This window comes from Pseudomonas sp. BAV 4579 (genome assembly GCF_009765395.1).
GTDB lineage: Bacteria > Pseudomonadota > Gammaproteobacteria > Pseudomonadales > Pseudomonadaceae > Chryseomonas > Chryseomonas aestiva.
In genome coordinates this window covers 1-26,482 of record NZ_WHOV01000039.1, presented here as the reverse complement: position 1 = coordinate 26,482, position 26,482 = coordinate 1, and the positions used below count along the sequence as shown (strand labels likewise).

Below are 26,482 nucleotides of genomic sequence, written 5' to 3'. Positions count from 1 at the left end.
GGCGGACGGACCGTTAGAAGAACCGATAGGCCTTGGCCAGCGCCCGCTCCAGCACGGCGATGCAGGCGTGGTCGTCCGCATAGGACAGGAACTGGCACTGAACATCGGCCTGGGCCTCGGCCAGCCGCGTCTTGCGCTCGGCCAGCTCATCTTCCAGCACCGAGGTGCTCATTCCGCCCAAATCACAGCAGGGGGTGGGGCCATTCATAGAAAACTCCGGACAGAAGTGCAGACTGCGTCATCAGACAAGTTTTTGAGATTTGGTTCACAAATCTTAGCGAATCTCATTGTTGCTGAAAGGGGCGTTTCGACCTGATGTTCGAAACGCCCGCGAGCCAGGGCGTCTGCCCCGAGACTTCCGCACCCTGCACCCGCTATCAGCGAGGCAAAAGCTATACAATTCGGCGCCCTAATCGATCTGTGAAGATACATGCGCCTTTTGCTTTCGCTTCTCCTGGCCACACTGGTGGCCTCCTCCGCGCTCGCCGCAGCGCCCGATACCTTTGGCGAAGCCAAGGTAATCGCCAGACAAAAAGTCTATTTCGATCAGAACACCAGCGCCCAGGGCGACCTCTATTGCGGCTGCAAGTGGGAGTGGGTCGGCAAGTCCGGGGGACGGCTCGATGCCGCCTCCTGCGGCTTCCAGGCGCGCAAGCAGGAAACCCGTGGCGAACGCACCGAGTGGGAGCACATCGTGCCGGCCTGGACCTTCGGTCATCAGCGCCAGTGCTGGCAGAACGGCGGACGGGAACACTGCGTGGCGGATGACCCGGTGTTCCGCGCCATGGAAGCCGACCTCTTCAACCTCTACCCCGCCGTGGGCGAGGTGAATGGTGACCGGGCCAATTTCAACTACGGCATGGCCCAGGGCGTGCAACCGCAATACGGCCAGTGCACGACCAAGGTCGACTTTCAGGAACGCGCCGCCGAGCCGCGCGACGAGGTCAAGGGCCTGGTCGCCCGGGTCACCTTCTATATGTTCGATCGCTACGGCCTGAACATGTCGCGCCAGCAGCAGCAACTGCTGATGGCCTGGGACAAGCAGCAACCGGTCACCGCCTGGGAGCGCGAACGGGACAGCCGCATCGCCGCGGTGATGGGCCATGGCAACCCCTTCGTGTCCGGCGAGCGGCACTGGACGCTGGGCTACCAACCGGTTGGCGACGGCATCGTCAGCCCCCTGCCGGCAGCCAAGCCAGCGCCGTCAGCACCGGTCAGGAGCGATAGCCCCGCCGCGGCCGGCCAGGGCGCGATCATCGGCAACCGCAACAGTCACGTCTATCACCTGCCGCAAGGCTGCCCGAGCTACGCCCAGGTGTCACCGAAGAACCAGGTGAAGTTCGCCTCCGAAGCCGAGGCGAAGGCCGCAGGCTTCAACAAGGCGGGCAACTGCTCGGGTTGAGCCGACGGCTGTTTGCCAGGCGTACCCGCTGACCGACCGGGTCGGCAGCGGGTACGCCGGACGGTCACCGCGCCTTGGACAGCTCCACCAGCATCCGCGTGAGCAGATAGATGCGCGGTGTCACGCTGTCCAGTTCCACGTACTCCTCAGGCGTGTGCAGCTTGCCGCCAACGATGCCGAAGCCGTCCAGGGTGGGCACGCCGGCCCCGGCGGCGATGCTGGCATCCGCGGCGCCACCGCTTCCCTCGACGGTCAGGGTGCGGCCCAGCTCGCCATAGATGCCCTGGGCCATGGCCAGCAGCCGATCGCTCGCCGCGGTCTGCGGCATCGGCGGCAGACCGCGCTCAAGCCGCGTGGTCACCTCGGTGTCGGGGATCTGCTTGTTGGCGGCGATCCGCGCCAGGTCCTTTTCCACCCGATCAAATTCTTCGGGCAGCGCAGCGCGGACGTCGGCCTTGGCGACGGCGTGATCGGGGATCACGTTGATGCGCTCACCCGCCTCGATCACGGTGAAGTTGACCGAGGTCTTCTTCTCCGCATCGCCCAGGTTGCCCAGCTGCAGCACCTGGTGCGCGACCTCGGTGGCGGCGTTGCGCCCCAGCTCCGGAGACACGCCGGCATGGGACGCCTTGCCCTTGACCTCCACCACGGCGGTGGCGCTGCCCTTGCGCCACACCACCAGGCCATCGGCCGGCCGACCCGGCTCCAGATTCAGCGTCACATCATGCTGCTTGGCGGTGCTGGCGATCAGCTCGGTGGCGGCCTGGGAGCCGGTTTCCTCGCTGGCGTCCAACAAAAGGGTGATCTGCCCGAAGTCCTTGAAGTCGAGCTTCTTGAGGATCTCCAGCGCCGCCAGGGCGACCACGATGCCGCCCTTGTCGTCGGACACGCCCGGACCATAGGCGCGCTTTTCATCGGTGCGATACGGCCGGGCCTTGGCCGTGCCCTCCTTGAACACCGTGTCCATGTGCGCCAGCAGGAGAATCCTGGCCTTGCCGCTGCCCTTGAGCGTGGCGACCAGGTGCTTGCTCTGGTCCGGCGCGGTGTTGGGCACCTCTTGCACCGTGGCGCCGAGCTTCTGCAATTCCGCGCTGACGAGCTTGCCCACTTCGGTGAGGCCGGGCGCGTAGCCGGACCCCGAGTCGATATTCACCAGTTGCTCCAGCAACGTGAGCGTCGGCGCCTTGGCCTGTTCCGCGGCGGTCTGGATGCGCGCGTCGAGCGCGGCACTGACGGGCAGGGCGATGCAGCAGGTAAGAACGGCAGCGAGGGTGGTACGCAAAAACGGAGCGGACATCGGACTTTCCTTGTTGGCCTTGTTGGATTAGTCAGACAACTGTAGTCGCAACAAGGACATAGGGGAAACCGGAGCGTTTTCCCGGCCGTCCGCGTGGAGGGTCCAGCCGTTGTCGCGGGAGGACCTGGCCGCTCCCGGGCTTCGTCAGCTACCTGGTGGCCCCGCGGGTCAGCGGGATGCGCCTTCTACCCGCCGCCGCGAAGCCCAGCCGCCGGACGGCATGGCCAGCGCCCCGGAGCCGAAGGCTCCGTGCCTCATTTTCAGGCACGGACTGCCGCGCGGGCCCAAGGCGTCTGGCGCCGACCTTTCCCTGGCGTTCCCGCCGTACATTCCCGTCCGCAACCCCGCCAACGCGGCTTCCGCGGCAATTCTCCGCACGATTTTGGAGCAAAAAATCCAATAATATTTACCATTGAATAAAATAATTCACTGCCTTACTCTCGATTCGACGTCGTAAGGAAAAAGCCACTGACAGCAACGGAAAATAGGGAGTGAAGATGAAAGCGAAGATAGCGTTGGGCTTGCTCATGACCGCCGCAGTAGCCCTGCCCGCCTGGTCAGCCGACTGGACGGTGGGGGCCAACGTCGGCAACGTGCCCTGGGAGTTCCAAGACGCCAAGGGAGACTTCGTCGGCTTCGAGGTCGATGTGGTGAAGGAAGTGGCGAAACGGGCCGGCAAGAGCGTGGATTTCGTCAACATTCCCTTCAACGGGTTGTTCAGCGCGGTGCAGTCGAAACGCGTCGACATCGCGATCTCGTCCATCACCATCACCCCCAAGCGCCTGGAATCGGTCGCCTTCGCCCAACCCTACTTCGACAGCGACCAGTCGCTGACCGCCCTGACCAAATCCACGGTGAAGAGCCTCGAGGACATGAAGGGCAAGGTCGTCGGTGTCGATACCGGCTCCACCGGCGACATGTGGATCGGCCAACACCAGAACGAGTACAAGTTCGCCGACGTCTCGCGCTACGAGGGGCTGTCACCGGCCATGCTGGACCTGGGCTCCGGGCGCATCGATGGCTACCTGAGCGATATCCCCGCCGTCCTCTACTACATCAAGGACAAGCCGCAATTCACCATCGTCGCCCGCATTCCCACGGGTGAACGCTATTCGCTGATGCACGCCAAGGGCTGGCCCATGAGCGACCAGGTCAACGACATCATCAGCAAGATGAAGGAAGACGGCACCCTGGGCGCCATCCACAAACAGTGGTTCGGTACCGAGGCCGCCAAGGAGTCGAGCACCCTGAAGGTCTCCGCCGCGCCCAAGTAAGCCCTGCCGCTGCTGCAGGCCCGGGGCGAGGTCCGTTCGCCCCGGGCCGTGACCGAGGTATCCCATGGATCTTCTGCAAACCTTCTTCAACTGGAACGTGCTGGTCGAATCGCTGCCCCTGATGATCCGGGGCCTGGGCGTGACCGTGCTGCTGGGCCTGGTGAGTATCGTCCTGGGTCTGGTCGGCGGGCTGCTGCTGGCCCTGCTGCGGCTATATTCCTACGCGCCGGTGCGGCTGCTGGCGCGGATCTACATCGACATCATGAGGTCCATCCCGCTGCTGGTCCTGCTGGTCCTGATCTATTACGCGCTGCCCTTCGTCGGTATCCGCCTGTCTTCCTTCGCGGCAGCGGCCAGCGCGCTTTCCCTGGTGTCCTGCGCCTACAGCGCCGAGATCTTTCGCTCGGGCATCGAAGCCATTCCCCGCGGTCAGTTCGAGGCGTCGGCCGCCCAGGGCATGAGCTTCTTCAACACCATGCGCGATGTCGTGTTGCCCCAGGCGATCCGCATCGTGCTGCCGCCCATGACCAGCAACTGCATCAACGTCATGAAGGACACCGCCCTCGCCTCGGTGGTGGCGATGCCCGACCTGCTCAAGCAGGCGACCCAGGCCCAGGCCCTGGCGGCCAACCCGACCCCGCTGGTGGGCGCCGCCCTGCTCTATCTGCTGCTGCTGTTGCCCATGGTGCAACTGGTCAGCTGGGTCGAAAGACGCAATGGCGCGGGAGGCAAGACCGCATGAGCACCCTGATCGACATCGAACACCTCGACAAGTACTACGGCAATTTCCAGGCGCTGAGCGATATCAACCTACAGGTCGAGGAAGGCGAGGTGGTGGTCATCCTCGGCCCGTCCGGCTCCGGCAAGTCGACGCTGATCCGCTGCATCAACCTGCTGGAAAACTACCAGCAGGGCCATATCCGCGTGGCGGGCGAACGGGTCGAGAACGGGCCGCGCCTCGCCGGTATCCGCAGCGAAGTGGGCATGGTCTTCCAGAGCTTCAACCTCTATCCGCACCTGAGCGTCCTCGACAACGTGTCGCTGGCGCCGATCCGGGTGCGCGGCCTGCACCGGCGCGAGGTCCATGCCCGCGCACGGGATCTGCTGGTCAAGGTCGGCATGGGCGATCACGCCCACAAGTACCCGAGCCAGTTGTCCGGTGGCCAGCAGCAACGGGTCGCCATCGCCCGCACCATGGCCATGGAGCCCCGCGCCATCCTCTTCGACGAGCCCACCTCGGCGCTGGACCCGGAGATGGTCGGCGAGGTGCTCGACGTCATGCAGAACCTGGCCCGTTCCGGCGTCACCATGGTCGTGGTGACCCATGAAATGGGCTTCGCCCGGCGCGTCGCCGATCGGGTGATCTTCATGGAGAGCGGTCGCATCGTCGAACAGAACACCCCGGAACCCTTCTTTACCGCTCCTCAGGAACCCCGCACCCGGGCCTTCCTGCAGGCCATCCTGCACCACTGATCCTGGCTGGAGAAAGTCGCGTGAATTCCCTCGATATCGCCTACGTTCGCAAGCAGTTTCCCGGTCTGGCCGACGACTACGTCTTCATGGACAACGCCGGGGGTTCCCTGGTGTTGCAAGGGGTCGCCGACCGGGTGGCCGACTACCTGCTCAACAGCAGCGTCCAGCTGGGCGCCTCCTACCCGCCCTCGGTCGCGGCCGGCGAGCGCGTGATGCAGGCCCGCCGTTCGGTCATGCAGCTGATCAACGCGGCCCATCCCGACGAAGTCATCATGGGCGGCTCGACCACCCACCTGCTGCAGATACTCTGCCGCGCCATCGCACCCTCGATCGCGCCCGGTGATGAAATCATCGTCACCAACTGCGACCACGAAGCCAACATCGGCCCCTGGGTCCGGCTCTGCGAAGACCGCGGCGCCACCCTGCGCGTCTGGCAGGTCGATCCCGACAGCCTCGAACTGGAACTGGACGACCTGCAGGCACTGCTCGGCGACAAGACCCGCTATGTGGCCGTGACCCACGCCTCCAACATCCTCGGCTCGATCAATCCCGTCGCCGAGATCGCCCGCCGCGTCCATGCGGTGGGCGCGCAGCTGTGCGTGGACGCGGTGGCCTATGCGCCGCACCGGCTGGTCGATGTGCAGGCCAGCGGCGCCGATTTCTATGTCTACAGCTTCTACAAGACCTTCGGCCCGCACTTCGCCGTGCTCTGGGGCCGTCGCGACCTGCTGCTGGAATTTCCCAGCCTCAACCACTTCTTCATCGGCCAGGACGTGGTGCCCTACAAACTGCAGCCCGGCAACGTCAACTACGAGCTGTCCTTCGGCTGCATCGGCATCTCCGACTATCTGCTCGACATCGGCGACCGTCTTGGCGTCCAGGGTAGCGAACGCGAACGGATGCAGGCAGCATTCGACGCCTTCGAGATCCAGGAGGATGCCCTCGCCGAACGACTGCTGGGCTTTCTGCGCCAGCGTCCCGGGGTTCGGATCATCGGCAAGACCGGCGTCCAGGCGCGCGTACCCACCATCAGCTTCGTGGTGGAAGGAGTGCGCTCGGAAGCCGTGGTGCTCAAGGTCGACGAGCAGCGCATCGGCATCCGCTTCGGCGACTTCTATGCGCGGCGCCTGATCGAGGCCCTTGGCCTGGCGCCCCTGGGTGGGGTGGTGCGGGTGTCCCTAGCGCACTACAACACGCTCGAAGAGATCGATCGCCTCATCACCGCGCTGGATCAGGCAATCACCGAATTGCGCTGACCGGCGCCTCTCCTTTCCCTCTGCCGAGCGTTTTTCATGGCCTTACCGGAAACCCTTGCGGAGCTGCGCGACTGCCTAGCCGCCCAGCACGAGCACCTGTCGGAGCGGCTGCGCGACGCGGCCCGCTTCCTCATCGACAATCCGCACGAGATCGCCCTCAGCACGGTCGCCGAGCTGGGCCGGCGCTCCAACATCGCTCCGACGGCTTACATCCGCCTGGCCCAGGCGCTGGGCTTCGCCGGTTTCAAGGATCTGCAGCGGCTGTTTCGCGCGCCGCTGCAACAGGCCGCCGATACCCACAGCGAGCGCATCCGGCATTACGGCGGGGAAAAGCTGCTGGACGATCCCAGCGACGTCGGCGCCATCCTGCGGGAATTCAGCCAGGCCAATATCGTGTCCCTGGAACACCTGGCGGAAGGCGACCAGCAGGCCAACATCGAAGCCGCCATCGCCCACCTGCAGGTCGCGCGCACCACCTTCGTCATCGGCCTGCGCCGGGCCTTCCCGGTGGCCGCCTACCTGAGCTACGCCCTGAGCCGGGTGGGCCGCCGCGCCGTGCAGATCAGCGGCGGTGGCGGCACCCTGCCGGAACAGGTCAGCGCCATCGCCCATGACGATCTGCTGATCGCCGTGAGTTTTCCGCCCTACGCCAGGGATACCGTCGAGGCCTGCCGGCAGGCGCGCGAGGCGGGTGTGACGCTGGTGGCCATCACCGACACCGTGCTGAGTCCGATCGGCAAGATGGCGGAGACGGTCATAGAGGTCAACGATGCGGAGCTGCTCGGCTTTCGCTCCCTCACCGCCTCCTTCTGCATCGCCCAGACCCTGGCCATGGGACTCGCCTTCAGCCAGGGCGATACCGATGGCACCTTCGATCATGAACGACTGAAGGACATCGACTGCTGAGCCCCTGGGCTCACCTTGTAGTTCACAACTAGCACTTCAGGAGTAGACCCCGATGCTGTCACCTGCACGCGATTTGGTGGGTTATGGAAGACAACGCCCGCAAGGTACCTGGCCTAACGGCGCCCGTCTGGCCATCAGCCTGGTGATCAACTACGAGGAAGGCTCCGAGCGCTCGCTCGCCATGGGCGATCCGGACCAGGAGTCGATGACCGAATGGGGCAGCTACGCCATCCCCGCCGGCACCCGCAATCTGGCCATGGAATCCATGTACGAATACGGCTCCCGCGTCGGCATCTGGCGGATTCTCGATATCCTCGACGAACAGGCGGTGCGCGCGACCTTCCATGCCTGTGCGGTGGCCTTCGAACAGAATCCCGAGGTTGCCCAGGCGGCCGTTGCCGGTGGCCACGAGATCTGCAGCCATGGCTATCGCTGGGAAGAAGTCTTTCGCCTGAGCGAGGCGGAAGAGCGCGAGCACATCCGCCTCGCCGTCGAATCCTTCGAGCGTACCTGTGGCAAGCGGCCGGTCGGCTGGTATTGCCGCTATGGCGCCAGCATCCACACCCGCCGGCTGGTGGCCGAGGAAGGCGGCTTTCTCTACGACTCCGACGCCTACAACGACGACGTTCCCTATTTCGTCGAGGTCGAGGGCAGGCGGCATCTCGTCGTGCCCTACACCGCCGACGTCAACGACTTCCGCTACTGGAACTCGCCCGGTCTGTCCCAGGCCTGGGACTTCTTCGAATACATGAAGGAAAGCTTCGAGGTCCTCTACGAGGATTCCGCGACCGGACCACGCATGATGTCGATCGGCCTGCATCCGCGCATGGTCGGTCGCCCCGGCCGGGTCCGGGCGATCAAGAGATTCATCGAATACGCCAGGCAGTCCGAGGGAGTGTGGTTCGCGACCCGCGAAGAGATCGCCCGCGCCTGGCTGAAAAGGGCAGACGGCTAGGCTGATCCCGGCGCGTCTGGAGGCGCCTTGGCGGTCTCCGCGCTGTCGTCACCGGGCGGGGACAAGGGGCCTTCGCGTGTTAGGGGTTAGCGAAGTGCGGCTTCAGAACCGCGCGATCAGGACGACTCCGGCGATCATCAGGAGCGCGCCCAGCAGCCGCCAGCCGTTGATCGCATGCTGTTCCATGGAAAACAGGCCGAAGTGATCGATGGCCAGGCTGGCGATGAGGTTGGCGGTGATGGTGACGCCGTTAACCGGCGCCGCGCCGAGGCGCTGGATGAACAGCAGACCGGCGAATACCGCTACCGCGCCAGCGATGCCACCCAGGGGCGCCCACCAGGGCATGTCGCCGAGCTGGCTCACCGAGGGCAGCGGCCTGGGCATGCAGATGAACAGCCCGAGCGCGACGAAGGTGACCATCACGAAGGACACCGAGGTCGCCAGCCAGGGATTGACCAGCGCCTTGTTGAGCGAGCCGTTCATGGCCGCACCGGCAGCCTGCAGGAATCCGGCAACGACGATAAGGATATAAGCCCAGTTCGCAGTATTCATCAGGAGTCGTCTCGGAGCGGAGCATGGAGGGGGCGCGGGGCCGATTCAGTGGCCGGGCGAGGCCTGAGTTACGACTGGACACATCTTGTAAAAGTGCCGTCTCGCTCGCGCCCGAACGCTCTACCCCGGGATATTGGCCGCTTTTTCGACCAGCGGGCCTGACCCGCCGCCTGGATCGATGCCGGTCCCTTCAGGCGCTTCGCGCCAGTCCCGATGCGGTCCTGCGCCCTCCTCCGCCAGGGCCGATGGCGGCGTCGGGCCTATTTCACGATGGCCTTGACCGCCGCCAGCACATCCCGGGTGGCCTGGCGGGTCGCCTCCGCATCAGGCCCGACCCTGGGCCCCAGCACGACGCAGCTGTCCCGGTAGGAAAAGACCTTGCCGGTCTGCTGGTTGATCAACTCGCCCCTGGCGTTCTCGGCGATCCGGCAGTCACGCACGGTCTGGCTGCCCTTCGCGACCACCACCGGACTCCAGGCATAGGGGCTGTCGAAGCCATGCTCGGCATGGGGATAGGTATGCACCCCGAGGTCGGCCCCCTGCTGCTTGAGCGTCGCGAAATAGCCCTCGCAGCGGGAATAGGGATCGTAGTTGTCGGCCAGGCCGTGGTAGACGCGCAGCGGCTTGGCAACGACCTGGTCCTGCTCGCGAAAGGTGATCGAGCAGTCGGGATAAAACGACAGGTAGCCGGCGAACTGGAAATCCTGGCTTTTCCAGCGCTTGTCGAAGCGCTCCAGGGCGGCATAGAGCGAAGCCTGCCCGCCGCGGGAAAAGCCCATGAGCAGCATCTTGCCCGGATCGATCCGCGCGTGCCGCGCGAGCAGGGCGCCAGCGCGATAGTCATCCAGGACGAAATTGAGCCGCCCCAGCTGGGCCTGATCGGTGGCGGTGCTGGTGATGCCCCGGCCCGAGAAGCCATCCACGGCGAAGGTGGCGATGCCGACCTGATTGAACTGCCGCTGCCAGTAGGTGATGTTGGCACCCACCCCGCCCGAGCCATGCTGGAGAATCACCACCGGCACCTTGCCCGCGCCTGGCGGCAGCGACAGCACGCCACCGAGCTGGACCTCGGTGCCGCCCTTGTCCCCCGTCAGGAATTGCTGATCGCTCAGGGTCAGCGAGGTGAAGGTCAGCACCTCTTGCCGAGCGGGGATATCGGTTGCCGGCGAAGTGGTCGCACAGACGGTGGCACTGGCCAGGCAGGCAATGGCCGCGAGCGCGGGGCGCGAAGATCCAGCGGACAGATGGGGCATCGGTTGCATCCTTCTTGTAGGGTCCTCCCAGGGTGCCCAATCGGCGTCGCTCTGCTGGAGAGGCGGTGAGCAGAACCCGCCGCACTAGCCAAATTTGGCACCTTTGCCGCCTGAACCGGCCTTGAGGTACGAAACTTGTAGCTCCCGCGCCAACGGCCCTTTGCGACCCAAAAGGTTTCCCAAATGCACCAAGACGGCTCCCTCGCGTTACCGCCGCGCGTCCGGCATCGGTATACCGGTGACATCGACGAGCATGCGCTCTGCGTCGAGGGCTGGCGCATGCAATACGATCAGCTGTCGTCGGGTCGTTTTCAGGGCGAGCTCAGCGACCTCTGGCTGGACGACCTCAGCCTGCTGCGGGATCGCTCCAACCAGGCCATGCTCAAGAGCGGCGAGGCCCAGGAGAACACCCTGACCTTCAGCCTGCCCATGCGTGACGCCGGCGCCCTGCACTGCGGCGGCCATACCCTGCACGAGGCCCAGCTACTGGTGGCGCGTGGCGACAATCTGCCGGAGCTGCGTACCCCGGCCAATCTCGATCTGCTCTGCATCAATCTGCAGGAAGCCGAGATGGCGCGCCTGCTGGCCTGCCAGCACAGCGCTCTCGACGTGCGCGACCTGTCCGGCTGCTATCGCCTCCCTACCGGCTGTGCCCATGGGGAGCTGGCTGCCCTGGCCCAAGAACTCTTCGCTCCGGAAGCGGAAATCCAGACCTGGCTGGCCCATCCGCGCACCCGCGCGACCCTGCGCGACACCGTGCTGCTGCACCTGCTCGATCTGCTCGACACCAGCGAACCCCATGAACTGGCACCCAGCGCGCAGCTGCGCCTGGTGCGGCGGGCGCGGGAATACGCCCTGGCCCATCCGGACCAGCCGCCCAGCATCCTGGAGCTGTGCAATCGCGTCGGTGCCAGCCGCCGCAAGCTGCAGTACTGCTTCCAGGAGACGCTGGGCATCAATCCGGTCGCCTACCTGCGCACCCTGCGTCTCAATGCGGCCCATCGCGCCCTGCGCCGGGGAGCAGCCGAATCGGTGCAGGACGTCGCCGCCCGGTGGGGTTTCTGTCACCTCATCCGCTTCGCTCGCGACTACCGGAGTCTGTTCGGCCAGTTGCCCTCCACCACCCTCAAGACCGCCACGCAGAAGTGCTGAATCTGGCTAACGGCGGATAACGGCTTTCCCTCAGGCTCGAGTGGCCAATAAGAAGAGGGAACTCCATGAACGTTACCCGTCCGCTCCACGCCCTTGCCGTCGGCCTCGCCGCCCTGGGCCTGACTGCCGCGACCCACGCCACCGAAAGCGGCTCGCCCACCACCGCCTTCGGCGTCTACGATTTCGGCGCCGGCTTCACCCCGCCGCCGACGCCCCACGGCACCCTGGGCCTGCGCAGCAACTTCTATCGCGCCACCGCCATCCGCGACAGCCACGGTCGCGACAACGGCAATGACTTTTCCATCGACGTCCTCTCCCTGGGCCTGGCCTACCTGAAGATGTTCGATACCCGCGTCCTGGGCGCTCGCTATGGCTTCGGCGGGGTCCAGCCCTTCTTCAGGATGAACGCGGACCTCACCGTCAAGGCCAACGGCATGCCGGTATTTGCCGACAGCGCCACGCTCTTCCGCCAGGCCGACATCCAGCTCATTCCGCTCATCCTGCAGTGGGAGCCCTCGCGCAACCTGGGGGTGAACTTCTGGTTCCAGGTGCAGGCGCCCACCGGGGATTACGACAAGAATCGACTGGTAAATCCGGGCACTCACCACTGGACCGTCTCACCGATGCTCAACCTGAGCTACATCAGCGATTCGGGCTTCGAGGTGTCGTCCAGCTTCCAGACCGACTTCAACAGCCGCAACCCCGCGACCGACTACCGCAGCGGCACGGAATACCGCCACGAATTCGCCGTGGGCCAGCACTTCGGGCCCTGGACCGCGGGCCTGGGCGGCTACTACTACCGCCAGCTCACCGACGACGACGCCCACGGCCTCACCCGCGGCAATCGCGCCCGGGTCCTGGCGCTGGGACCGGCGCTGAGCTTCTTCCAGCCCGGCCTGCCACCGGTCTGGGTGCACCTCTACAAGGAAGTCGACGCCCGCAACCGCGCCGAGGGCTACGCCTTCGCCGTGCGGCTCTCCCACAGCTTCTGAGGATCCGTCCATGACCGCCACCGTCTCCTCCCGCCCCACCCCCGGCCGGCGCCAGGGCGCCGTGCTCCTGCTCGGCAGCAGCCTGACCATCATGGGTTCGGTGATGGTCGCCCCGATCATCCCCAAGCTGGGCGCCGAATTCGGTCCCATCGAACCCCAGGCCGATCTGCTGATCCCCCTGGCGATGACCGGGCCGGCCCTGGCCATCGCCCTCTTCGCGCCCCTGGCCGGCTGGCTGGCCGACCGCCTGGGTCGCAAGCGGCTGCTGATCATCGCCACCTTCTGCTACGCGCTGCTCGGCATGCTTCCGGCGCTGCTGCAATCATTGCCGGCCATCACCCTCACCCGCCTGGTCTTCGGTTTGGCCGAGGCGGCGGTGATGACCTGTTGCGTGACCCTGATCGCCGACTACTGGCAGGGCAGCCGGCGGCTGGCCTACGTCAATGGCCAGGTGATCACCATCAGCTTGGTGGGCTCGCTGTTCTATGTGGTTGGCGGCGCCCTGGGCGAGCACTCCTGGCGCACGCCCTTTTACCTCTATCTGCTACCGCTGCTGCTGGTGCCCTTCATGCTGCGGCTGCTGTGGGAGCCAATCCGCGCCCAGGTCACCCTCGGCGCCGACCAAGGCCCCCAGCACAGTGCGCCCCTGCCGCTGCTCGTAAACTATCTGCTGGTCTTCGCCGGCATGGTGCTCAGCGTGGTAGTGCCCATCCAGAGTCCGCTGCTGCTGGTGCAACTGGGCATCACCTCCAGCACCCTGATCGGCGCCTCGGCGGGCCTTGGCCTGCTGGCGACCCTGGGCGGCCCGCTGCTCTGGCCGCTGCTACGCCGCGGGTGGGGCCTGGCCGGTTGCAACGCCGTGCTGCTGGCTTGCATGGGCAGCGGCCTCTGGCTGCTGGTGAACGCGCGCAGCTACGAAGCCGTGCTGGTGGCGGTGACCCTCCACGGCCTCGGGGTCGGCATGCTGGTGCCCAACACCATGGCACCGGTAATGGGCGCCCTAAGCGCCCGGGCCCGGGGCCGCGGCATGGGCGGCTATACCGGCTGCCTCTACCTGGGTCAGTTCGCCAGTCCCCTGGTGGTGGCGGTACTCCTGCCCTTCACCGGCGATCTGCACCTGGCCATCCGTGTCCTCGCCAGCGCCGCCCTGGTCGCCGCGCTGGTCTGGGCGGCCGTCGCCCTGCTGCGGCGCAAGCCCGCCCTGCCTGCGCCGTCGCGCTCTTCCTGAATTCTGATCGAGGATTTTTCCATGCACAGCCTGCAATCCCTGCTGGACACCCAGGACGGCCACGGCCTGGCGACGCTGCTGCGGCAGCGCGAGATCACGGCGAGCGAATTGCTCGAAGCGGTCATCGAGCGCCTGGATACCGTTGAGCCCGGTCTCAACGCGGTGAGCGAACGACTCTATGACCAGGCCCGCGCCGCGGCCCGGGCGCCGCTCGATGTCGAGGCCCCCTTCGCCGGAGTCCCGACCCTGGTCAAGGACCTCTTCACCCCCCTGGCCGGCGCCCGCATGACCAATGGCTCCCTGGCCCTAGGCGAAGCCCGCCCGGATTTCGACTGTGAATTGGTCAGCCGCCTGCGCCAGGCCGGCTGCCTGTTCGTCGGCACCACCACCTCGCCGGAATTCGGTACCTCCTACAGCACCGAATCGCGGCGCTTCGGCGCCACCGCCAATCCCTGGAATCCGGCCCACAGCGCCGGTGGCTCCAGTGGCGGCGCGGCTGCCCTGGTCGCCGCGCGGGTGGTGCCCTTCGCCCATGGCAACGATGGCGGCGGCTCGCTGCGGGTGCCGGCGTCCTGCTGCGGGATCTTCGGCCTCAAGCCCAGCCGCGGACGGATGCCTTCCGGACCCATGGTCGGTGAAGGCTGGGCCGGCATGGGCACGCCCCACGCCATGAGCCTGTCGGTGCGCGACAACGCCCTGCTGCTGGATGCCACCGCTGGCGCCGACCTGGGCGCGCCCTACGCCGCACCGGCCCACGACGTACCCTTCGCCAGGCTGCTGGAGCGCGATCCCCGCCCGCTACGCATCGCCCTGGTCGAGCACCTGGCACCCTGGCCGAGCGGACCCGAGGCCCTGGCCGCGGTGCGCCACACCGCCCGACTGTGCGAAAGCCTTGGCCACCACGTCGAGCCGGCGACCCTGCCGGTGGACCTGCCCCGCTTTCTCGACCAGGTGTTCGACATCATTGGTCCCAACACCCGTCACTACCTGCAGGTGCTCGGCGCGATGCGCGGTGCCCCGGTCAGCGACGAGGAACTGGACGCCCGTACCCGGGTGATCCTGCGCGAACGGGGCGACATCCCCGCCCATCGCTACGCCGCCGCGGTGGACGCCCTGCATGCCCTGGGCCGGACCCTGGCACGCTTTCTCACCGACCATGACGTCATCCTCACCCCCACCCTGACCCGCGAACCGCCGCGCCTGGGCGAGCTGGATGGCGACCACCAGGACCGCTCGCTGGCCGAGGCCATCGCCGCCTTCCACAGCTATTCGCCCTTCACCGCCCTGTTCAACGCCAGTGGCCAGCCAGCCATGTCGGTGCCGCTCTGGTGGACCGCCAATGGCCTGCCGCTGGGCAGCCACTTCGCCGCGCGTTTTGGCGAGGAAGGCACCCTGCTGGCGCTGGCCGCCCAGCTGGAGCGGGCCCAGCCCTGGGCGGGACAGCGGCCGCCGCTGGCGGGCAGTCGCTGAGGCCCGGGCCGCACGACAAGGCCCGCCGCGGCCTCAGGTGAGAGGGAGACGCCCATCGCAAACTGGCGGGCATCCCGTCACCCGATTCGCTTGGATGCTCGCTATACTGGCCGCGCACGGCCTGTGACGAATCCCTCTGGCATCCGCGCTGGAGGCTTCAGCCTGTCGCTCGCCATCTTCCCCGTCACCCCGGCAGGGCACCGTACGAGCGACCCGATGAGCACCCTCACCTCGACTCCAGTCCCCTCGTATGCCCTGACCCAGGACATCGATCTCATCGCCGAGATCGCCGCGGTACCCAAGATCCTGGATGTGGTCTGCCGAATGACCGGCATGGGCTTCGCCGCCGTTGCCCGGGTGACCGATGATCGCTGGATCGCCTGCAGCACCCTCGACCTGATCGGCTTCGGCCTCGAGCCCGGTGGCGAGCTGGAGCTCAAGTCGACCCTCTGCGACGAGATCCGCGATCATCGCCAGCCGGTGGTGATCGACGACGTGGCGCAGGACGACTGCTATCGCGACCATCACACGCCGCTGCGCTACGGCCTGCGCAGCTATATCTCGGTCCCCATCGTGCTGGACGATGGCAGTTTCTTCGGCACCCTCTGCGCCATCGACCCCAGGCCGGCCAAACCCAGTAGCCCCGAGATCCTGTCCGCCTTCGAACTCTTCGCCGGCATGATCGCGCTGGAGATCGGCGCCCAGCGCCGCTTCGCCGCCGCCCGCGACGTCCTGCACAGCGAGGGCTTTTCCCGCAGCCTGCTCCAGGCTAGCCTGGACTGCGTCAAGGTCCTCTCCGCCGGGGGTCATATCGAATTCATGAACGCCCAGGGCCTGGAGCTCAACCAGCTGCAGTCCTTCGATCAGGTCATGGGCTGCGAATACGCCGCGCTCTGGCCCGACGCGGAGGTCGCGAAGATCCGCCACGCCGTCGCGCGTGCCACTACCGGCCAGACCACCCGGGTCGAAGGCTTCTGCCCCACGGCCCGCGGCGAGCCGCGCTGGTGGGAGGTGTCCTGCTCACCCTTCGTGGTGGCCGGCACCGGCGAGGTGAAGATCGTCTGCATCTCCCGCGACATCAGCAGTCGCATCCTCGCCCAGCAGGCCCAGCAGGCCCAGCAGGCCCGGGCCGAGGCCATCGCGGCGCTCAACGACGAGCTGGAGCAACGCATCTCGGAGCGCACCGCCGAACGCGATCAGATCTGGAACCGCTCCACCGATCCGCTGTGCGTGGCTGACCTCGAGGGTTTCTTCGTCAACCTCAACCCGGCCTGGGAGCTGATCCTGGGCTGGTCGCTCGATGAACTCAAGGCCCAGCCGTTCCTGGCCTTTGTCCACGCTGACGATCTCGTTGCCACGCGCCAGGCATTCCGCGATATCAAGCAGGGCATCGCGCTGGCCAGCTTCGAAAATCGCTATCGCCACCGCGACGGGTCCTACCGCTGGTTTTCCTGGAATGCCACGCGCAATGGCGAACTGATCTACGCCACCGTGCGCGACGTGACCCAGCAACGCCAGCAGACGCTGGATCTCGCGGCCGCCGAGGATGCCCTGCGCCAGGCGCAGAAGATGGAAGCCATCGGCCAGCTCACCGGTGGCGTGGCCCATGACTTCAACAACCTGCTCACCGTCGCCCGCACCTCCTGCGACCTGCTCAAGCGCCCCAACCTCAGCGACGCCCGCCGCGAACGCTATCTGGAGGCGATCTCCACCACCGTGGATCGCGCCGCCAGATTGACCGGGCAACTGCTGGCCTTCGCCCGCCGCCAGACCCTGGCGCCCGAGGTATTTTCCGCCCGGGACAATGTCCTGGCGATGAGCGACATGCTGGAAACCCTGCTCGGCTCGCAGGTCGGCATCGCCCTCGAGGTCAGCGACGACCCCTGCCTGGTCTATGCCGACCCCAGCCAGTTCGATACCGCCCTGGTGAACATCGCGGTGAACGCCCGGGACGCCATGAGCGATGGGGGGCGCCTGACCATCAGCGTCGGCACCGTCGCCAGCATTCCGGCCACGGCCACCCAGGCGGCCCTGGCCCTCCCGGCCGTGGCCGTCGCCCTGACGGATAACGGCAGCGGCATCGTTCGAGAGCACCTGGAACAGATCTTCGAGCCCTTCTTCACCACCAAGAGAGTCGGCCAGGGCACCGGTCTCGGCCTGAGCCAGGTGTTCGGCTTCATCAAGCAGTCCGGTGGCGAGGTGCGGGTCAGCAGCGAGGTCGGTCGCGGCACGACCTTCCACCTCTATCTACCGATCGCGCCGGCTACCGGACAGCCACCGCCCCTGGATGATGCCGTGGCAGCCGCCGATGGCGGCGGGATCACCGTCCTGGTGGTCGAAGACAATCTCGAGGTCGGCAGCTTCGCCGTCGAACTGCTGAGCGATCTCGGCTACCACGCGGTGCTGGCCGCCAATGCCGAGCACGCCCTCGCCCTGCTCGCCGACCAGCCTGGCCGGTTCGACGTGGTCTTCTCGAATGTCGTCATGCCCGGCATGAGCGGGCTGGAACTGGCCATCGAGATCAGACGCCTCTATCGCAGCCTGCCGATCCTGCTGACCTCGGGCTACAGCCACGTGCTGGCGACCCATGGCGCCCAGGGCTTCGAGCTGATCCACAAGCCCTACTCGGCGGACGCCCTGTCCCGCCGGCTGCAGGAGATCCTCGCCGAGCGCGAGACGCACCTGACCACCTAGCGCGCGGCTGGCTGACCGCTACGCCCCGGAAGGGTCGGGCGCGACGGCGTACCGCAGCGCGCCGACAGCGGCCCCCCACCCCGCCCTGGCGATCGGGTAACATGCGCCGCCGCGGGCCAGTGGCCCTCTTTCTATCGGTAAGGAGTCACAGTGTTCGATACCCAGGTCATCATCATCGGTGCCGGCGCGGCCGGTTTGATGTGCGCCCTGAGCGCCGCCGCGCGCGGGCGCCGGGTCCTGGTGCTCGACCACGCCAACAAGGCCGGCAAGAAGATCCTCATGTCCGGCGGCGGCCGCTGCAACTTCACCAACCTCTATTGTGAGCCCGCCAACTTCCTCTCGCAGAACGCGCATTTCTGCAAGTCGGCCCTGGCCCGCTATACCCAGTGGGACTTCATCGCCCTGGTGGCCAAGCACGGCGTGCCCTATCACGAGAAGAAGCTCGGCCAGCTGTTCTGCGACAACAAAGCCAGTGACATCCTCGCCCTGCTGCTGGACGAGTGCGAGCGCGGCGGCGTCGACATTCGCCTGGAGACCTCGGTGCAGGAGATCGCCCGCCTCGACCCGGGCGGCTATCAGCTGCAGACCAGCCTGGGCCCGGTGCGCGGCGAATCCCTGGTGATCGCCACCGGTGGCCTGTCGATCCCGACCCTGGGCGCCACCGGCTTCGGTTATCAGGTCGCCCGCCAGTTCGGCCATCAGCTGCTGCCGACCCGTGCCGGCCTGGTGCCCTTCACCATCACCGATCCGCAGCTCAAGGAATTCTGCAGCGCCCTGTCCGGCACGGCGGTGGAAGATTGCCGGATCAGCTGCAACGGCCAGAGCTTCGTCGAGAACCTGCTGTTCACCCACCGCGGCCTCAGCGGTCCGGCGATCCTGCAGATCTCCTCCTACTGGCAACCCGGCGACAGCCTCAGCATTGACCTGCTGCCGCACTTCGACCTCGCCCTATGGCTCGCCGAGCAGCGCCAGGCGCGCCCCAACAGCGAACTCAAGACGCTGCTGGGCGAGCTGTTTACCAAGAAGATGGCCACCCTGCTCGCCGACAGCTGGTTCCAGTCCAAGCCCCTGAAGCAGTACACCCCCGACGAACTCAAGGCCATCGCCGCGCGCCTGCACGACTGGCAACTGGTCCCGGCGGGCACCGAGGGCTATCGCACCGCCGAGGTCACCCTGGGCGGCGTCGACACCCGCGAGGTCTCGTCCAAGACCCTGGAGTCGCTCAAGTCGCCCGGTCTGTACTTCATCGGCGAGGTACTGGACGTCACCGGCCACCTGGGCGGTTTCAACTTCCAGTGGGCCTGGGCTTCGGGTTATGCGGCGGCACAGTACGTCTAGGCCAGGCGCCGTGAAAGCGCCTTGCGCCTGGACTCAGGCAACCGCAGACGGCCAGGTCTGGCTCGCGATGCGCAGGAAATTCCCGCCCAGGATGGCGTCGATGTCAGCGGCGCTGTAGCCCCGCCCCGCCAGTTGGCTAACCAACTCAGGCAGCGCCTCGGGTTGCAGCTGGGTATGACCGTGCGGCTGTCCATAGTGGCGTGCCGGCCACCAGTCTTCAGCGTCGACGCCAGCGGGAAGGTCATGGTCGGCCGGGCACAGCTCGGTATCTAGTCCGATGCCGATATGCCGGGTCCCGACCCGCTCCGCCAGGTAGTCGATCTGGCGCACATAGCTGGCCACCGAGGCCGCGGGATCGCCCAGAAAGATGCTTAGCCTGGTCAGGCCGATCACCCCATCCTGGTCGGCGCAGGCGCGGATCTGCTCGTCGCTGATCGTCCGGGGATGATCGTGGAGCGCCTTGATGTTGGTGTGGGAAAACACCACCGGCCAGGTCGAGACTGCCATGATCTCCAGGCTGGCGCGCTCGCTGGCGTGGGCGCAGTCGAGGGTGACGCCCGCCGCATTGCCGGCCGCCACCACCGCGCGACCCAGGGCCGTCAGACCGACGCCTGCGCCGTGGCAGCCCCCGGCGCAGCTGTTATCGCGGTTGTAGGCGAGCAGCATCTGGCGCACCCCGAGGGAGGCATAGAGCCCGACCATCGCCGGGTCGTCGAGCAGCATGGTCGAGCCTTCGAGATCGAAGGAAACCGCCAGCTTGCCTTGCTCGCGTGCACGCTGCAGGTCGGCCACCGTGTCGACGAGACAGAAGTGCGCGTCGTGCCGGGCGAGCCAGGCGCGAAAGCCGGCGAGGGTGCGCAGCACCGTCGCGAAGGGTGTCATGTCCATGCCGACGTTGAGCGACACGTGGTGGAAGCCGGCCTCGTGATAGCGACTCAAGCCGGACATGTCCTGCCCCGGCACCAGTGGCAGGCAGGCATGCGCCTCCCAGCGTAGCGGCTTGAGTCCCGCCTCTCCGGCTGCGACCGTCTGCATCTTCGTCCCCCCTCCACCCGTCTCGAGGGGTGCAACATAGCATGCAGACCGGCCGCTAGCCGAAGGTCACGCCCCGCAACAGCGCCGGATCGACTGCCCGCGCCTGATAGCGCACCGCGGCCTGGCCATAGGCCTGGGGATCGAGCACCTGATCCCAGCGCGTCGGGGTCACGTTCTGGCTGCGGCTGACGTCCGCCTCGGCGACGGCCGGGTGCGGCGCAGCCTGGGCGCGTCTTTCGTTGATCTCGGCAGCCATGGCGGTGTAGCTGGCGGTGCTGAGCAGGGCGAGTGCGGCCATCTTGTTGAAGACGTTCATGGTGGATTCTCCTGTCTTGAACACGGGGGCTGGCGTCGCCGCGGCAAGCGGTCCGGCGTCAGTCACGGCTCCACCTTGCGCCCAGACGTCTTAACGCTGTCTTAACCCCTCTGAACCCGACCTGAACGGCTGCGACAACCCGCCCCAGGCGCTGGCCACTGGCCAATTGATCTGGATCAGTTTTGCCCAGGGCCAGCAGGCGCATCCTGCAGGCAGTCGCCACTCCGCCCCGGAGCGGCGCCACGGCTCACGAGGTCGCCATGAACGGACGCCTGGTCAAAGAACTCTTGGTCATCCTGCTGATCAAGCTGGCGCTGCTGATGGTGATCAGGAGCCTCTGGTTCAGCGCCCCCACGGTCCCGCCCGACGCCACCCAGACGGTCAGCGCCCACCTGCTGGACTAGCACCCCTTCCTTTAGCTTGAGGAGATTGCCGGGATGATCTCGGAATCCGTCGTGGACCTGTCACGCCTGCAATTCGGCATGACCGCGCTGTATCACTTCATCTTCGTGCCCCTGACCCTGGGGCTGGTGGTGATCCTGGGGATCATGGAGTCGGTCTATGTGATGACCGGCAAACAGGTCTACAAGGACATGACCCAGTTCTGGGGCAAGCTGTTCGGCATCAACTTCGCCCTGGGCGTCACCACCGGCCTGACCATGGAGTTCCAGTTCGGCACCAACTGGGCCTACTACTCCCACTATGTCGGCGACATCTTCGGCGCGCCCCTGGCCATCGAGGGCCTGATGGCCTTCTTTCTGGAATCCACCCTGATCGGGCTGTTCTTCTTTGGCTGGGATCGCCTGTCCAGGGGTCAGCACCTGCTGGTCACCTGGCTGGTGGCCCTGGGCTCGAATCTGTCCGCCCTGTGGATCCTGGTGGCCAACGGCTGGATGCAGAATCCGGTCGGCGCCGAATTCAACTACGTGACCATGCGCATGGAGCTGGTTGACTTCGGCGCCCTGCTGCTCAACCCCGTGGCCCAGGTGAAGTTCGTCCACACCGTGGCCTCGGGCTACGTCACCGGCGCCATCTTCGTGCTGGCGATCTCCAGCTACTACCTGCTCAAGAGTCGCGACATCGGCTTTGCCCGGCGCTCCTTTGCCGTGGCCGCCGCCTTCGGTACTGCCGCGGTCATCTCGGTGATCGTGCTGGGCGACGAATCCGGCTATCGCGTCGGCGAGGTGCAGAAGGTCAAGCTGGCCGCCATCGAAGCCGAGTGGAACACCGAGGCAGCCCCGGCCTCCTTCACCCTGTTCGGCATCCCCAATCAACAGGAGATGCGCACCGACTATGCGGTGAAGATCCCCTATCTGATGGGCCTGATCGCCACCCGCTCCACCACCGAACAGGTCACCGGCATCAAGGACCTGGTCACTCAATACGAGGCCCGCGTCCGCAATGGCGCCCAGGCCTACGCCCTGCTGGAGCAACTGCGCGCCGGCGATGACTCCGCCGCCACCCGCGCCGCCTTCGACGCGCGCAAGCAGGACCTGGGCTATGGCCTGCTGTTGAAGAAATACGTCAACGATCCCGTCACCGCCACCCCCGAGCAGGTCCGCCAGGCCGCGCGGGACACCATTCCCGGCGTCGCCAGCCTGTTCTGGACCTTTCGCATCATGGTCGCCAGCGGCGTGCTGATGCTGGCGCTGTTCATCTGCGCCTTCTGGGCCTCGACCCGGCGCAACGAGCTGAAGAAGCCCTGGCTGCTGAAGTGGGCCCTGTTCAGCCTGCCGCTGCCCTGGATCGCCACCCAGACCGGCTGGTGGGTCGCCGAGCATGGCCGCCAGCCCTGGACCATCAGCGAGGTGCTGCCTACCCACCTGTCGGCCTCGACCCTGGCCGCGGGCGATCTGCTCGGTTCCATCGGCGCCCTGGTGATCTTCTACACCCTGCTGCTGATCGTGGAGCTGTACCTGATGATCCGCTTCGCCCGCCTCGGCCCGAGCAGCCTGCACAGTGGCCGCTACCACCACGAACGCGCTGCCCAGGTGGGCGACGCCCTGCGCCAGGCCGCCGTGGCCAGGCCCGCCGCTCCGGTCAATGTCTGAGGAGACCGCCATGTTCGACTATGAAGTGCTCAAGCTCACCTGGTGGGTGCTGATCGGCGTGCTGCTGATCGGCTTCGCCCTCACCGACGGTTTCGACATGGGCGCCATGATCCTGATGCCCCTGATCGGCAAGACCGACAAGGAGCGCCGCGCCGCCATCAACAGCATCGCGCCGCACTGGGACGGCAACCAGGTCTGGTTCATCACCGCCGGTGGCGCCCTCTTCGCCGCCTGGCCGCTGGTCTATGCCACCGCCTTCTCCGGCCTCTACTGGGCACTGCTGCTGGTGCTCTTCGCGCTGTTCCTGCGCCCGGTGGGCTTCGACTACCGCAGCAAGCTGGACAACAGCCGCTGGCGCAACGCCTGGGACTGGGGCCTGTTCACCGGCAGCCTGGTCCCGGCGCTGGTGTTCGGCGTGGCCTTCGGCAACCTCTTCCAGGGCCTGCCCTTCCAGCTTGACGACACCCTGAGATCCACCTACCGCGGCAGCTTCTTCGCCCTGCTCAACCCCTTCGCCCTGCTCAGCGGCCTGGTCAGCCTGGCCATGCTCTGTGCCCATGGCGGCAGTTGGCTGATGCTGCGCACCCACCAGGCGCTGGGCGAGCGCGCCCGTCGCGCCACTGGCCTGAGCGCCCTGCTCCATCTCGCTACCTTCGGCCTGGCCGGTGTCTGGCTGGCCTATGGCTTCGACGGCTACGTGCTGGTCAGCCAGGGCGATCCGGGCAGCGCCCTGAATCCGCTGCACAAGCTGGTGACCGCCGGCAATCCGGGCTGGCTGGCCAACTACCATACCCAGCCGCTGACCCTGATCGCGCCGGTCGTGGCCGTGCTCGGCAGCGTCCTGGCGCTGCTGGGCAGCAGCTGGCGGCAGGCCGGCCTGGCCTTTACCGGTACGTCCCTGGCCATCGTCTGCACCCTCGCCACCGCCGGTTGCGCGCTGTTTCCCTTCGTGCTGCCGTCGAGCCTGGACCCGGCCTCCAGCCTGACCGTCTGGGACGCCGTCTCCAGCCACAAGACACTGGGCATCATGTTCGTCGCCGCGGCCATTTTCGTGCCGCTCATCCTGGCCTACACCCTGTGGAGCTACGTGCGCATGTGGGGCAAGGTCGACGACCGCTTCATCGACGCCAACCCCCACGGCCTCTACTGATCGGCCCCTCTCAAGGAGACCTGCCATGTGGTACTTCACCTGGATCCTCGGCGTCCTGCTCGCCGCGAGCTTCGGCATCATCAACGCCCTCTGGCTGGAAAGCACCCAGGAGCTGGACGTCCATGACGATGCCGAACGCTGAAGCCCTGCCCCGCGTCCATCCGCTGGGGCGCACGCTGTCCCTACTGCTGGCGGCGCCCCTGGCCCTGCTGCTGTTGATCCATCCGGGGCTGATGCTCGACGCCAGTGGCCACTACAGCCATCCCTTGCTGATGGCGGTCATGCTCGGCGTCTCCGCCGGACTGGTCCATGGCGTCGGCTTCGTGCCGCGCCTGTGGCTCTGGCGCCTGGTGTTCGGCCCGGTGCTGGGCTGGCCGCTGCTGATGCTCGGCTACGCCCTGCTCTTCCAGGCGCAACTGGGCTGATTGACGTCTGACGATAGCGCCCGGTCTTCCCGGGCTCCGTCTTCATCAACAGGCGTACCGCCTGGTCGCGCGCCTCGCACCGCTTCACTCCCGCCAATGAATAATCTGACTATCAAGGTTCGTCTGCGGGTGCCGACATAACCGGAATCGATCTTGCCCGCGCCGGCTCCTCGCTTGCCGCCGGCGCACCCGCTGAACGCCTCAGAGAAGTCCACGATGCTCAGGAATGCTCCCTTAAGTACCAAGCTGCTGCTGATCCTGCTCCTGCCCCTGGCTGGCTTCCTGGTGATCTCGGGTCTCTACACCGCCGACCGCTACGAAACCTTCAAGGACATGGAGCACACCGTGACCGCCAGTGCCACGGCCCAGCGCATCAGCGCCGTGGTCACCAGCCTGCAGCGTGAGCGGGGCGCCAGCGGCGTCTTCCTGGGCAGCGGCGGCAAGTCGATGCAGGACAAGCTCAAGACCTTCCGCCAGGACAGCGACCAGGCCCGTGGCGCGCTCAAGGCGGTGGCCAGCGACAGCGATGTCGCTATTCAGAGCCTGCTGCGGGCCCTGGACGGGCTGGCCGATCTGCGCACCAGGGTCGACGGCCTGGCGCTCAACAGCATCCAGTCCGGTGCGGCCTATACCGATCTGATCAAGACGCTGATCGGCTACACCCATTCGCTGGAAGCCGGTGTCGACGATCCGGCCATCCTGCGCGCCCTGGGCGCCCTCAATCTGTTCGTCGAGATGAAGGAACGCGCCGGTCGCGAGCGCGTGCTGCTGGGCCTGGCCTTCAACCAGAATCGCTTCGACGCCGGTCTGCTGTCGCGCTTCGCCCGCAACCTGGGCGAATTCTCCGCCTATGCCGACGCCTTCGAGCGCAAGGCCACGCCCGCTTTCATCCGCCAGCTCGACGACACCTTCAAGCAACCCAGCGCCCAGGAAGTCAGCCGCCTCCAGCAGCTGGCCTTCTCCGTTCCCCTGGGCGAGGCCCTGGGCGTCAAGCCGGAAGACTGATTCAACCTGGCCACCCAGCGCATCGATCTGATGAGCAAGGTCGAGGCGGACCTCGGCGCCAGCGTCGGCGCCCAGGCCGAGCAGGCCCGCGCCAAGGCCAGTCGCGACCTCTGGATCACCCTCGGCCTGGTGCTGCTGGTGCTGGTGGCCGTCTCGGCCCTCGCCTGGGTGATCATCCGCAACATCAAGCAGGCGGTCGAGCAGGTCAACGCCACCCTCACCCGCCTCGCCACCCGCGACCTCACCGCCCGCTGCGCCTATCAGGGCCGGGACGAGTTCGGCACCATCACCGGCAACCTCAACCTGATGAGCCAGGAGCTGGGCCAGGTGATCCAGGAGATCGGCGCGGCCACCGTGCAGATCGCCACCGCCGCGGAAGAGGCCTCGGCGGTCGCCCTCCAGACCAGCCAGAACGTCGCCCAGCAGCGTCTGGGCACCGACCAGGTGGCCACCGCCATCGCCGAGATGAGCGCCACGGTCAAGGACGTCGCCCGCAGCACCACCGAAGCCGCCGAAGGCTCGCGCCAGGTCGAGGGCAACACCCGCCAGGGTCGCCGCGAATTGCAGGCCACCATCGGCCTGGTACAGGGGCTGTCGCTGCAGGCCGAGCGGACCTCGGAGATCATCGGCGAACTCAAGCACGAGAGCGACGCCATCTCCTCGGTGCTGGACGTCATCCGCGGCATCGCCGAGCAGACCAACCTGCTGGCCCTCAACGCCGCCATCGAAGCCGCCCGCGCCGGTGAAGCCGGTCGCGGCTTCGCCGTGGTGGCCGACGAGGTGCGTTCCCTGGCGCAGAAGACCCAGCAATCCACCGGCAGCATCCAGCAGATGATCAGCAATCTGCAGAGCGGCTCCGACCGCGCCACCCAGGCCATGCAGGAGACCCTTGGTCAGGTGCAGACCGGTGCCAGCAACGTGGTCCGCGCCGGCGAGCTGCTGGGCGAGATCGCCGAGGGCGTGACCCTGATCAACGACCGCAACATCCAGGTCGCCTCGGCCGCCGAGCAGCAGAGCCAGGTCGCCGAAGAGATCAGCCGCAACGTCAACGACATCAACGACCTGGTGATCCAGGTCAGCGCCGGTGCCGAGCAGACCGCCGTCACCAGTCGCGAACTGGCGCGTCTCGCCGAACAGCAGCAGGCGCTGGTGGGCCGCTTCCGGGTGGCTTGACGCCCACCCGGACCCTCGACCGCCAGAACGGAGGACAGATTCAGGTCCTCCCCCTCCCCATTCGCTGCACCACCCGTTCCCGCCC

26 protein-coding genes are annotated in these 26,482 nt (G+C 66.7%); 20 read left to right on the top strand and 6 right to left on the bottom strand.

All coding sequences use genetic code 11. The features are described from left to right. Nucleotides 1–13: 13 nt before the first annotated feature. On the bottom strand, nt 14–208 hold the full coding sequence (locus tag GSQ95_RS10230) for a hypothetical protein (protein ID WP_158890446.1): 195 nt from the start codon (nt 206–208) through the stop codon (nt 14–16). A 231-nt stretch (nt 209–439) separates the two neighbouring features. Between GSQ95_RS10230 and GSQ95_RS10225 the strand changes: the two genes are divergently transcribed. After that, entirely contained in the window at nt 440–1,402 is a 963-nt protein-coding gene (locus tag GSQ95_RS10225; protein WP_158890444.1) for an endonuclease, read from the top strand. Nucleotides 1,403–1,466: 64 nt separating this feature from the next. Here GSQ95_RS10225 and GSQ95_RS10220 read toward each other — a convergent pair whose 3' ends face one another. After that, nucleotides 1,467–2,699 carry a glutamate carboxypeptidase gene (locus GSQ95_RS10220; RefSeq protein WP_158890442.1) on the bottom strand — a complete coding sequence of 411 codons (1,233 nt, stop codon included), beginning with the start codon at nt 2,697–2,699 and terminating at the stop codon, nt 1,467–1,469. 497 nt (nt 2,700–3,196) lie between these two features. On the opposite strand from GSQ95_RS10220, the gene GSQ95_RS10215 reads away from it, so the two are divergent. The 6 genes from GSQ95_RS10215 to GSQ95_RS10190 all read left to right on the top strand — a co-directional run bounded on the left by GSQ95_RS10215 (nt 3,197) and on the right by GSQ95_RS10190 (nt 8,563). Continuing rightward, a complete protein-coding gene (locus tag GSQ95_RS10215; protein ID WP_158890440.1) occupies nt 3,197–3,973 on the top strand; it encodes a transporter substrate-binding domain-containing protein in 777 nt (258 codons plus the stop codon). Between the two features lie 64 nt (nt 3,974–4,037). Continuing rightward, on the top strand, nt 4,038–4,715 hold the full coding sequence (locus GSQ95_RS10210; RefSeq protein ID WP_133860989.1) for an amino acid ABC transporter permease: 678 nt from the start codon (nt 4,038–4,040) through the stop codon (nt 4,713–4,715). Then, nucleotides 4,712–5,446: an amino acid ABC transporter ATP-binding protein gene (locus GSQ95_RS10205; RefSeq protein ID WP_133860990.1), complete on the top strand. Its 735-nt coding sequence runs from the start codon at nt 4,712–4,714 to the stop codon at nt 5,444–5,446. Before GSQ95_RS10210 ends, GSQ95_RS10205 begins: the two co-directional genes overlap by 4 nt. Before the next feature lie 20 nt (nt 5,447–5,466). Continuing rightward, nucleotides 5,467–6,702 (top strand): cysteine desulfurase-like protein, encoded by a 1,236-nt coding sequence (locus tag GSQ95_RS10200; protein ID WP_158890438.1) that lies wholly within the window; start codon nt 5,467–5,469, stop codon nt 6,700–6,702. A 36-nt stretch (nt 6,703–6,738) separates the two neighbouring features. After that, a complete protein-coding gene (locus tag GSQ95_RS10195; protein ID WP_158890436.1) occupies nt 6,739–7,608 on the top strand; it encodes a MurR/RpiR family transcriptional regulator in 870 nt (289 codons plus the stop codon). A gap of 52 nt (nt 7,609–7,660) precedes the next feature. Next, nucleotides 7,661–8,563 carry an allantoinase PuuE gene (locus tag GSQ95_RS10190; RefSeq protein WP_158890434.1) on the top strand — a complete coding sequence of 301 codons (903 nt, stop codon included), beginning with the start codon at nt 7,661–7,663 and terminating at the stop codon, nt 8,561–8,563. Between the two features lie 102 nt (nt 8,564–8,665). Here GSQ95_RS10190 and GSQ95_RS10185 read toward each other — a convergent pair whose 3' ends face one another. Then, on the bottom strand, nt 8,666–9,115 hold the full coding sequence (locus tag GSQ95_RS10185; RefSeq protein ID WP_158890432.1) for a DMT family transporter: 450 nt from the start codon (nt 9,113–9,115) through the stop codon (nt 8,666–8,668). Nucleotides 9,116–9,375: 260 nt separating this feature from the next. Further along, nucleotides 9,376–10,368 (bottom strand): dienelactone hydrolase family protein, encoded by a 993-nt coding sequence (locus GSQ95_RS10180; RefSeq protein ID WP_178123835.1) that lies wholly within the window; start codon nt 10,366–10,368, stop codon nt 9,376–9,378. Nucleotides 10,369–10,551: 183 nt separating this feature from the next. Here GSQ95_RS10180 and GSQ95_RS10175 point away from each other — a divergent pair, with 183 nt between their 5' ends. The 6 genes from GSQ95_RS10175 (at nt 10,552) to GSQ95_RS10150 (ending at nt 19,242) form a co-directional block, all read left to right on the top strand. After that, nucleotides 10,552–11,520 carry a helix-turn-helix domain-containing protein gene (locus GSQ95_RS10175; protein WP_158896354.1) on the top strand — a complete coding sequence of 323 codons (969 nt, stop codon included), beginning with the start codon at nt 10,552–10,554 and terminating at the stop codon, nt 11,518–11,520. A gap of 65 nt (nt 11,521–11,585) precedes the next feature. Further along, nucleotides 11,586–12,512: a transporter gene (locus GSQ95_RS10170; RefSeq protein WP_158896352.1), complete on the top strand. Its 927-nt coding sequence runs from the start codon at nt 11,586–11,588 to the stop codon at nt 12,510–12,512. 10 nt (nt 12,513–12,522) lie between these two features. After that, complete coding sequence (locus GSQ95_RS10165; protein ID WP_158896350.1) at nt 12,523–13,740, top strand: MFS transporter; 1,218 nt, start codon at nt 12,523–12,525, stop codon at nt 13,738–13,740. 21 nt (nt 13,741–13,761) lie between these two features. Further along, nucleotides 13,762–15,210 (top strand): amidase, encoded by a 1,449-nt coding sequence (locus GSQ95_RS10160; RefSeq protein ID WP_158896348.1) that lies wholly within the window; start codon nt 13,762–13,764, stop codon nt 15,208–15,210. Nucleotides 15,211–15,426: 216 nt separating this feature from the next. After that, a complete protein-coding gene (locus tag GSQ95_RS10155; RefSeq protein WP_158896346.1) occupies nt 15,427–17,904 on the top strand; it encodes a PAS domain-containing protein in 2,478 nt (825 codons plus the stop codon). Between the two features lie 150 nt (nt 17,905–18,054). Then, nucleotides 18,055–19,242 carry an NAD(P)/FAD-dependent oxidoreductase gene (locus GSQ95_RS10150; protein ID WP_158896344.1) on the top strand — a complete coding sequence of 396 codons (1,188 nt, stop codon included), beginning with the start codon at nt 18,055–18,057 and terminating at the stop codon, nt 19,240–19,242. A gap of 33 nt (nt 19,243–19,275) precedes the next feature. Here GSQ95_RS10150 and GSQ95_RS10145 read toward each other — a convergent pair whose 3' ends face one another. Further along, nucleotides 19,276–20,277, bottom strand: a complete 1,002-nt coding sequence (locus GSQ95_RS10145) for a dipeptidase (protein WP_158896342.1) — start codon at nt 20,275–20,277, stop codon at nt 19,276–19,278. Between the two features lie 55 nt (nt 20,278–20,332). Beyond that, nucleotides 20,333–20,593, bottom strand: a complete 261-nt coding sequence (locus tag GSQ95_RS10140) for a hypothetical protein (protein ID WP_158896341.1) — start codon at nt 20,591–20,593, stop codon at nt 20,333–20,335. A gap of 260 nt (nt 20,594–20,853) precedes the next feature. Between GSQ95_RS10140 and cydP the strand changes: the two genes are divergently transcribed. The 7 genes from cydP (at nt 20,854) to GSQ95_RS27140 (ending at nt 26,397) form a co-directional block, all read left to right on the top strand. After that, nucleotides 20,854–20,997 (top strand): cytochrome oxidase putative small subunit CydP, encoded by a 144-nt coding sequence (gene cydP, locus GSQ95_RS26115; RefSeq protein WP_178118474.1) that lies wholly within the window; start codon nt 20,854–20,856, stop codon nt 20,995–20,997. Between the two features lie 33 nt (nt 20,998–21,030). After that, the gene (locus tag GSQ95_RS10135; protein ID WP_158896340.1) at nt 21,031–22,644 is read left to right on the top strand and encodes a cytochrome ubiquinol oxidase subunit I; all 1,614 of its coding nucleotides are present in this window, start codon (nt 21,031–21,033) and stop codon (nt 22,642–22,644) included. Nucleotides 22,645–22,654: 10 nt separating this feature from the next. Next, on the top strand, nt 22,655–23,794 hold the full coding sequence (gene cydB / locus GSQ95_RS10130) for a cytochrome d ubiquinol oxidase subunit II (RefSeq protein ID WP_158896339.1): 1,140 nt from the start codon (nt 22,655–22,657) through the stop codon (nt 23,792–23,794). Between the two features lie 25 nt (nt 23,795–23,819). Beyond that, nucleotides 23,820–23,936, top strand: a complete 117-nt coding sequence (gene cydX / locus GSQ95_RS10125; protein WP_158896338.1) for a cytochrome bd-I oxidase subunit CydX — start codon at nt 23,820–23,822, stop codon at nt 23,934–23,936. Beyond that, a complete protein-coding gene (locus GSQ95_RS10120) occupies nt 23,923–24,219 on the top strand; it encodes a cyd operon YbgE family protein (protein ID WP_158896356.1) in 297 nt (98 codons plus the stop codon). The genes cydX and GSQ95_RS10120 overlap by 14 nt, the downstream gene beginning before the upstream one ends. Nucleotides 24,220–24,435: 216 nt before the next feature. After that, entirely contained in the window at nt 24,436–25,224 is a 789-nt protein-coding gene (locus GSQ95_RS27145) for a nitrate- and nitrite sensing domain-containing protein (protein WP_372240102.1), read from the top strand. Between the two features lie 30 nt (nt 25,225–25,254). Next, nucleotides 25,255–26,397 (top strand): methyl-accepting chemotaxis protein, encoded by a 1,143-nt coding sequence (locus GSQ95_RS27140; RefSeq protein WP_372240101.1) that lies wholly within the window; start codon nt 25,255–25,257, stop codon nt 26,395–26,397. Nucleotides 26,398–26,482: the final 85 nt, after the last annotated feature.

Bases quoted from the DNA above. Each gene is read 5' to 3' on its own strand.
- cydB (WP_158896339.1), top strand. From the start codon at position 22,655: ATGTTCGACTATGAAGTGCTCAAGCTCACCTGGTGGGTGCTGATCGGC.
- GSQ95_RS10180 (WP_178123835.1), bottom strand. From the start codon at position 10,368: ATGCCCCATCTGTCCGCTGGATCTTCGCGCCCCGCGCTCGCGGCCATT.
- GSQ95_RS10135 (WP_158896340.1), top strand. From the start codon at position 21,031: ATGATCTCGGAATCCGTCGTGGACCTGTCACGCCTGCAATTCGGCATG.
- GSQ95_RS10120 (WP_158896356.1), top strand. From the start codon at position 23,923: ATGCCGAACGCTGAAGCCCTGCCCCGCGTCCATCCGCTGGGGCGCACG.
- GSQ95_RS10190 (WP_158890434.1), top strand. From the start codon at position 7,661: ATGCTGTCACCTGCACGCGATTTGGTGGGTTATGGAAGACAACGCCCG.
- cydP (WP_178118474.1), top strand. From the start codon at position 20,854: ATGAACGGACGCCTGGTCAAAGAACTCTTGGTCATCCTGCTGATCAAG.
- GSQ95_RS10145 (WP_158896342.1), bottom strand. From the start codon at position 20,277: ATGCAGACGGTCGCAGCCGGAGAGGCGGGACTCAAGCCGCTACGCTGG.
- GSQ95_RS10165 (WP_158896350.1), top strand. From the start codon at position 12,523: ATGACCGCCACCGTCTCCTCCCGCCCCACCCCCGGCCGGCGCCAGGGC.
- GSQ95_RS10220 (WP_158890442.1), bottom strand. From the start codon at position 2,699: ATGTCCGCTCCGTTTTTGCGTACCACCCTCGCTGCCGTTCTTACCTGC.
- GSQ95_RS10210 (WP_133860989.1), top strand. From the start codon at position 4,038: ATGGATCTTCTGCAAACCTTCTTCAACTGGAACGTGCTGGTCGAATCG.
- GSQ95_RS10175 (WP_158896354.1), top strand. From the start codon at position 10,552: ATGCACCAAGACGGCTCCCTCGCGTTACCGCCGCGCGTCCGGCATCGG.
- GSQ95_RS27145 (WP_372240102.1), top strand. From the start codon at position 24,436: ATGCTCAGGAATGCTCCCTTAAGTACCAAGCTGCTGCTGATCCTGCTC.
- GSQ95_RS10155 (WP_158896346.1), top strand. From the start codon at position 15,427: ATGAGCACCCTCACCTCGACTCCAGTCCCCTCGTATGCCCTGACCCAG.
- GSQ95_RS10215 (WP_158890440.1), top strand. From the start codon at position 3,197: ATGAAAGCGAAGATAGCGTTGGGCTTGCTCATGACCGCCGCAGTAGCC.
- GSQ95_RS10170 (WP_158896352.1), top strand. From the start codon at position 11,586: ATGAACGTTACCCGTCCGCTCCACGCCCTTGCCGTCGGCCTCGCCGCC.
- GSQ95_RS10195 (WP_158890436.1), top strand. From the start codon at position 6,739: ATGGCCTTACCGGAAACCCTTGCGGAGCTGCGCGACTGCCTAGCCGCC.
- GSQ95_RS27140 (WP_372240101.1), top strand. From the start codon at position 25,255: ATGAGCAAGGTCGAGGCGGACCTCGGCGCCAGCGTCGGCGCCCAGGCC.
- GSQ95_RS10160 (WP_158896348.1), top strand. From the start codon at position 13,762: ATGCACAGCCTGCAATCCCTGCTGGACACCCAGGACGGCCACGGCCTG.
- GSQ95_RS10205 (WP_133860990.1), top strand. From the start codon at position 4,712: ATGAGCACCCTGATCGACATCGAACACCTCGACAAGTACTACGGCAAT.
- GSQ95_RS10185 (WP_158890432.1), bottom strand. From the start codon at position 9,115: ATGAATACTGCGAACTGGGCTTATATCCTTATCGTCGTTGCCGGATTC.
- GSQ95_RS10140 (WP_158896341.1), bottom strand. From the start codon at position 20,593: ATGAACGTCTTCAACAAGATGGCCGCACTCGCCCTGCTCAGCACCGCC.
- GSQ95_RS10230 (WP_158890446.1), bottom strand. From the start codon at position 208: ATGAATGGCCCCACCCCCTGCTGTGATTTGGGCGGAATGAGCACCTCG.
- cydX (WP_158896338.1), top strand. From the start codon at position 23,820: ATGTGGTACTTCACCTGGATCCTCGGCGTCCTGCTCGCCGCGAGCTTC.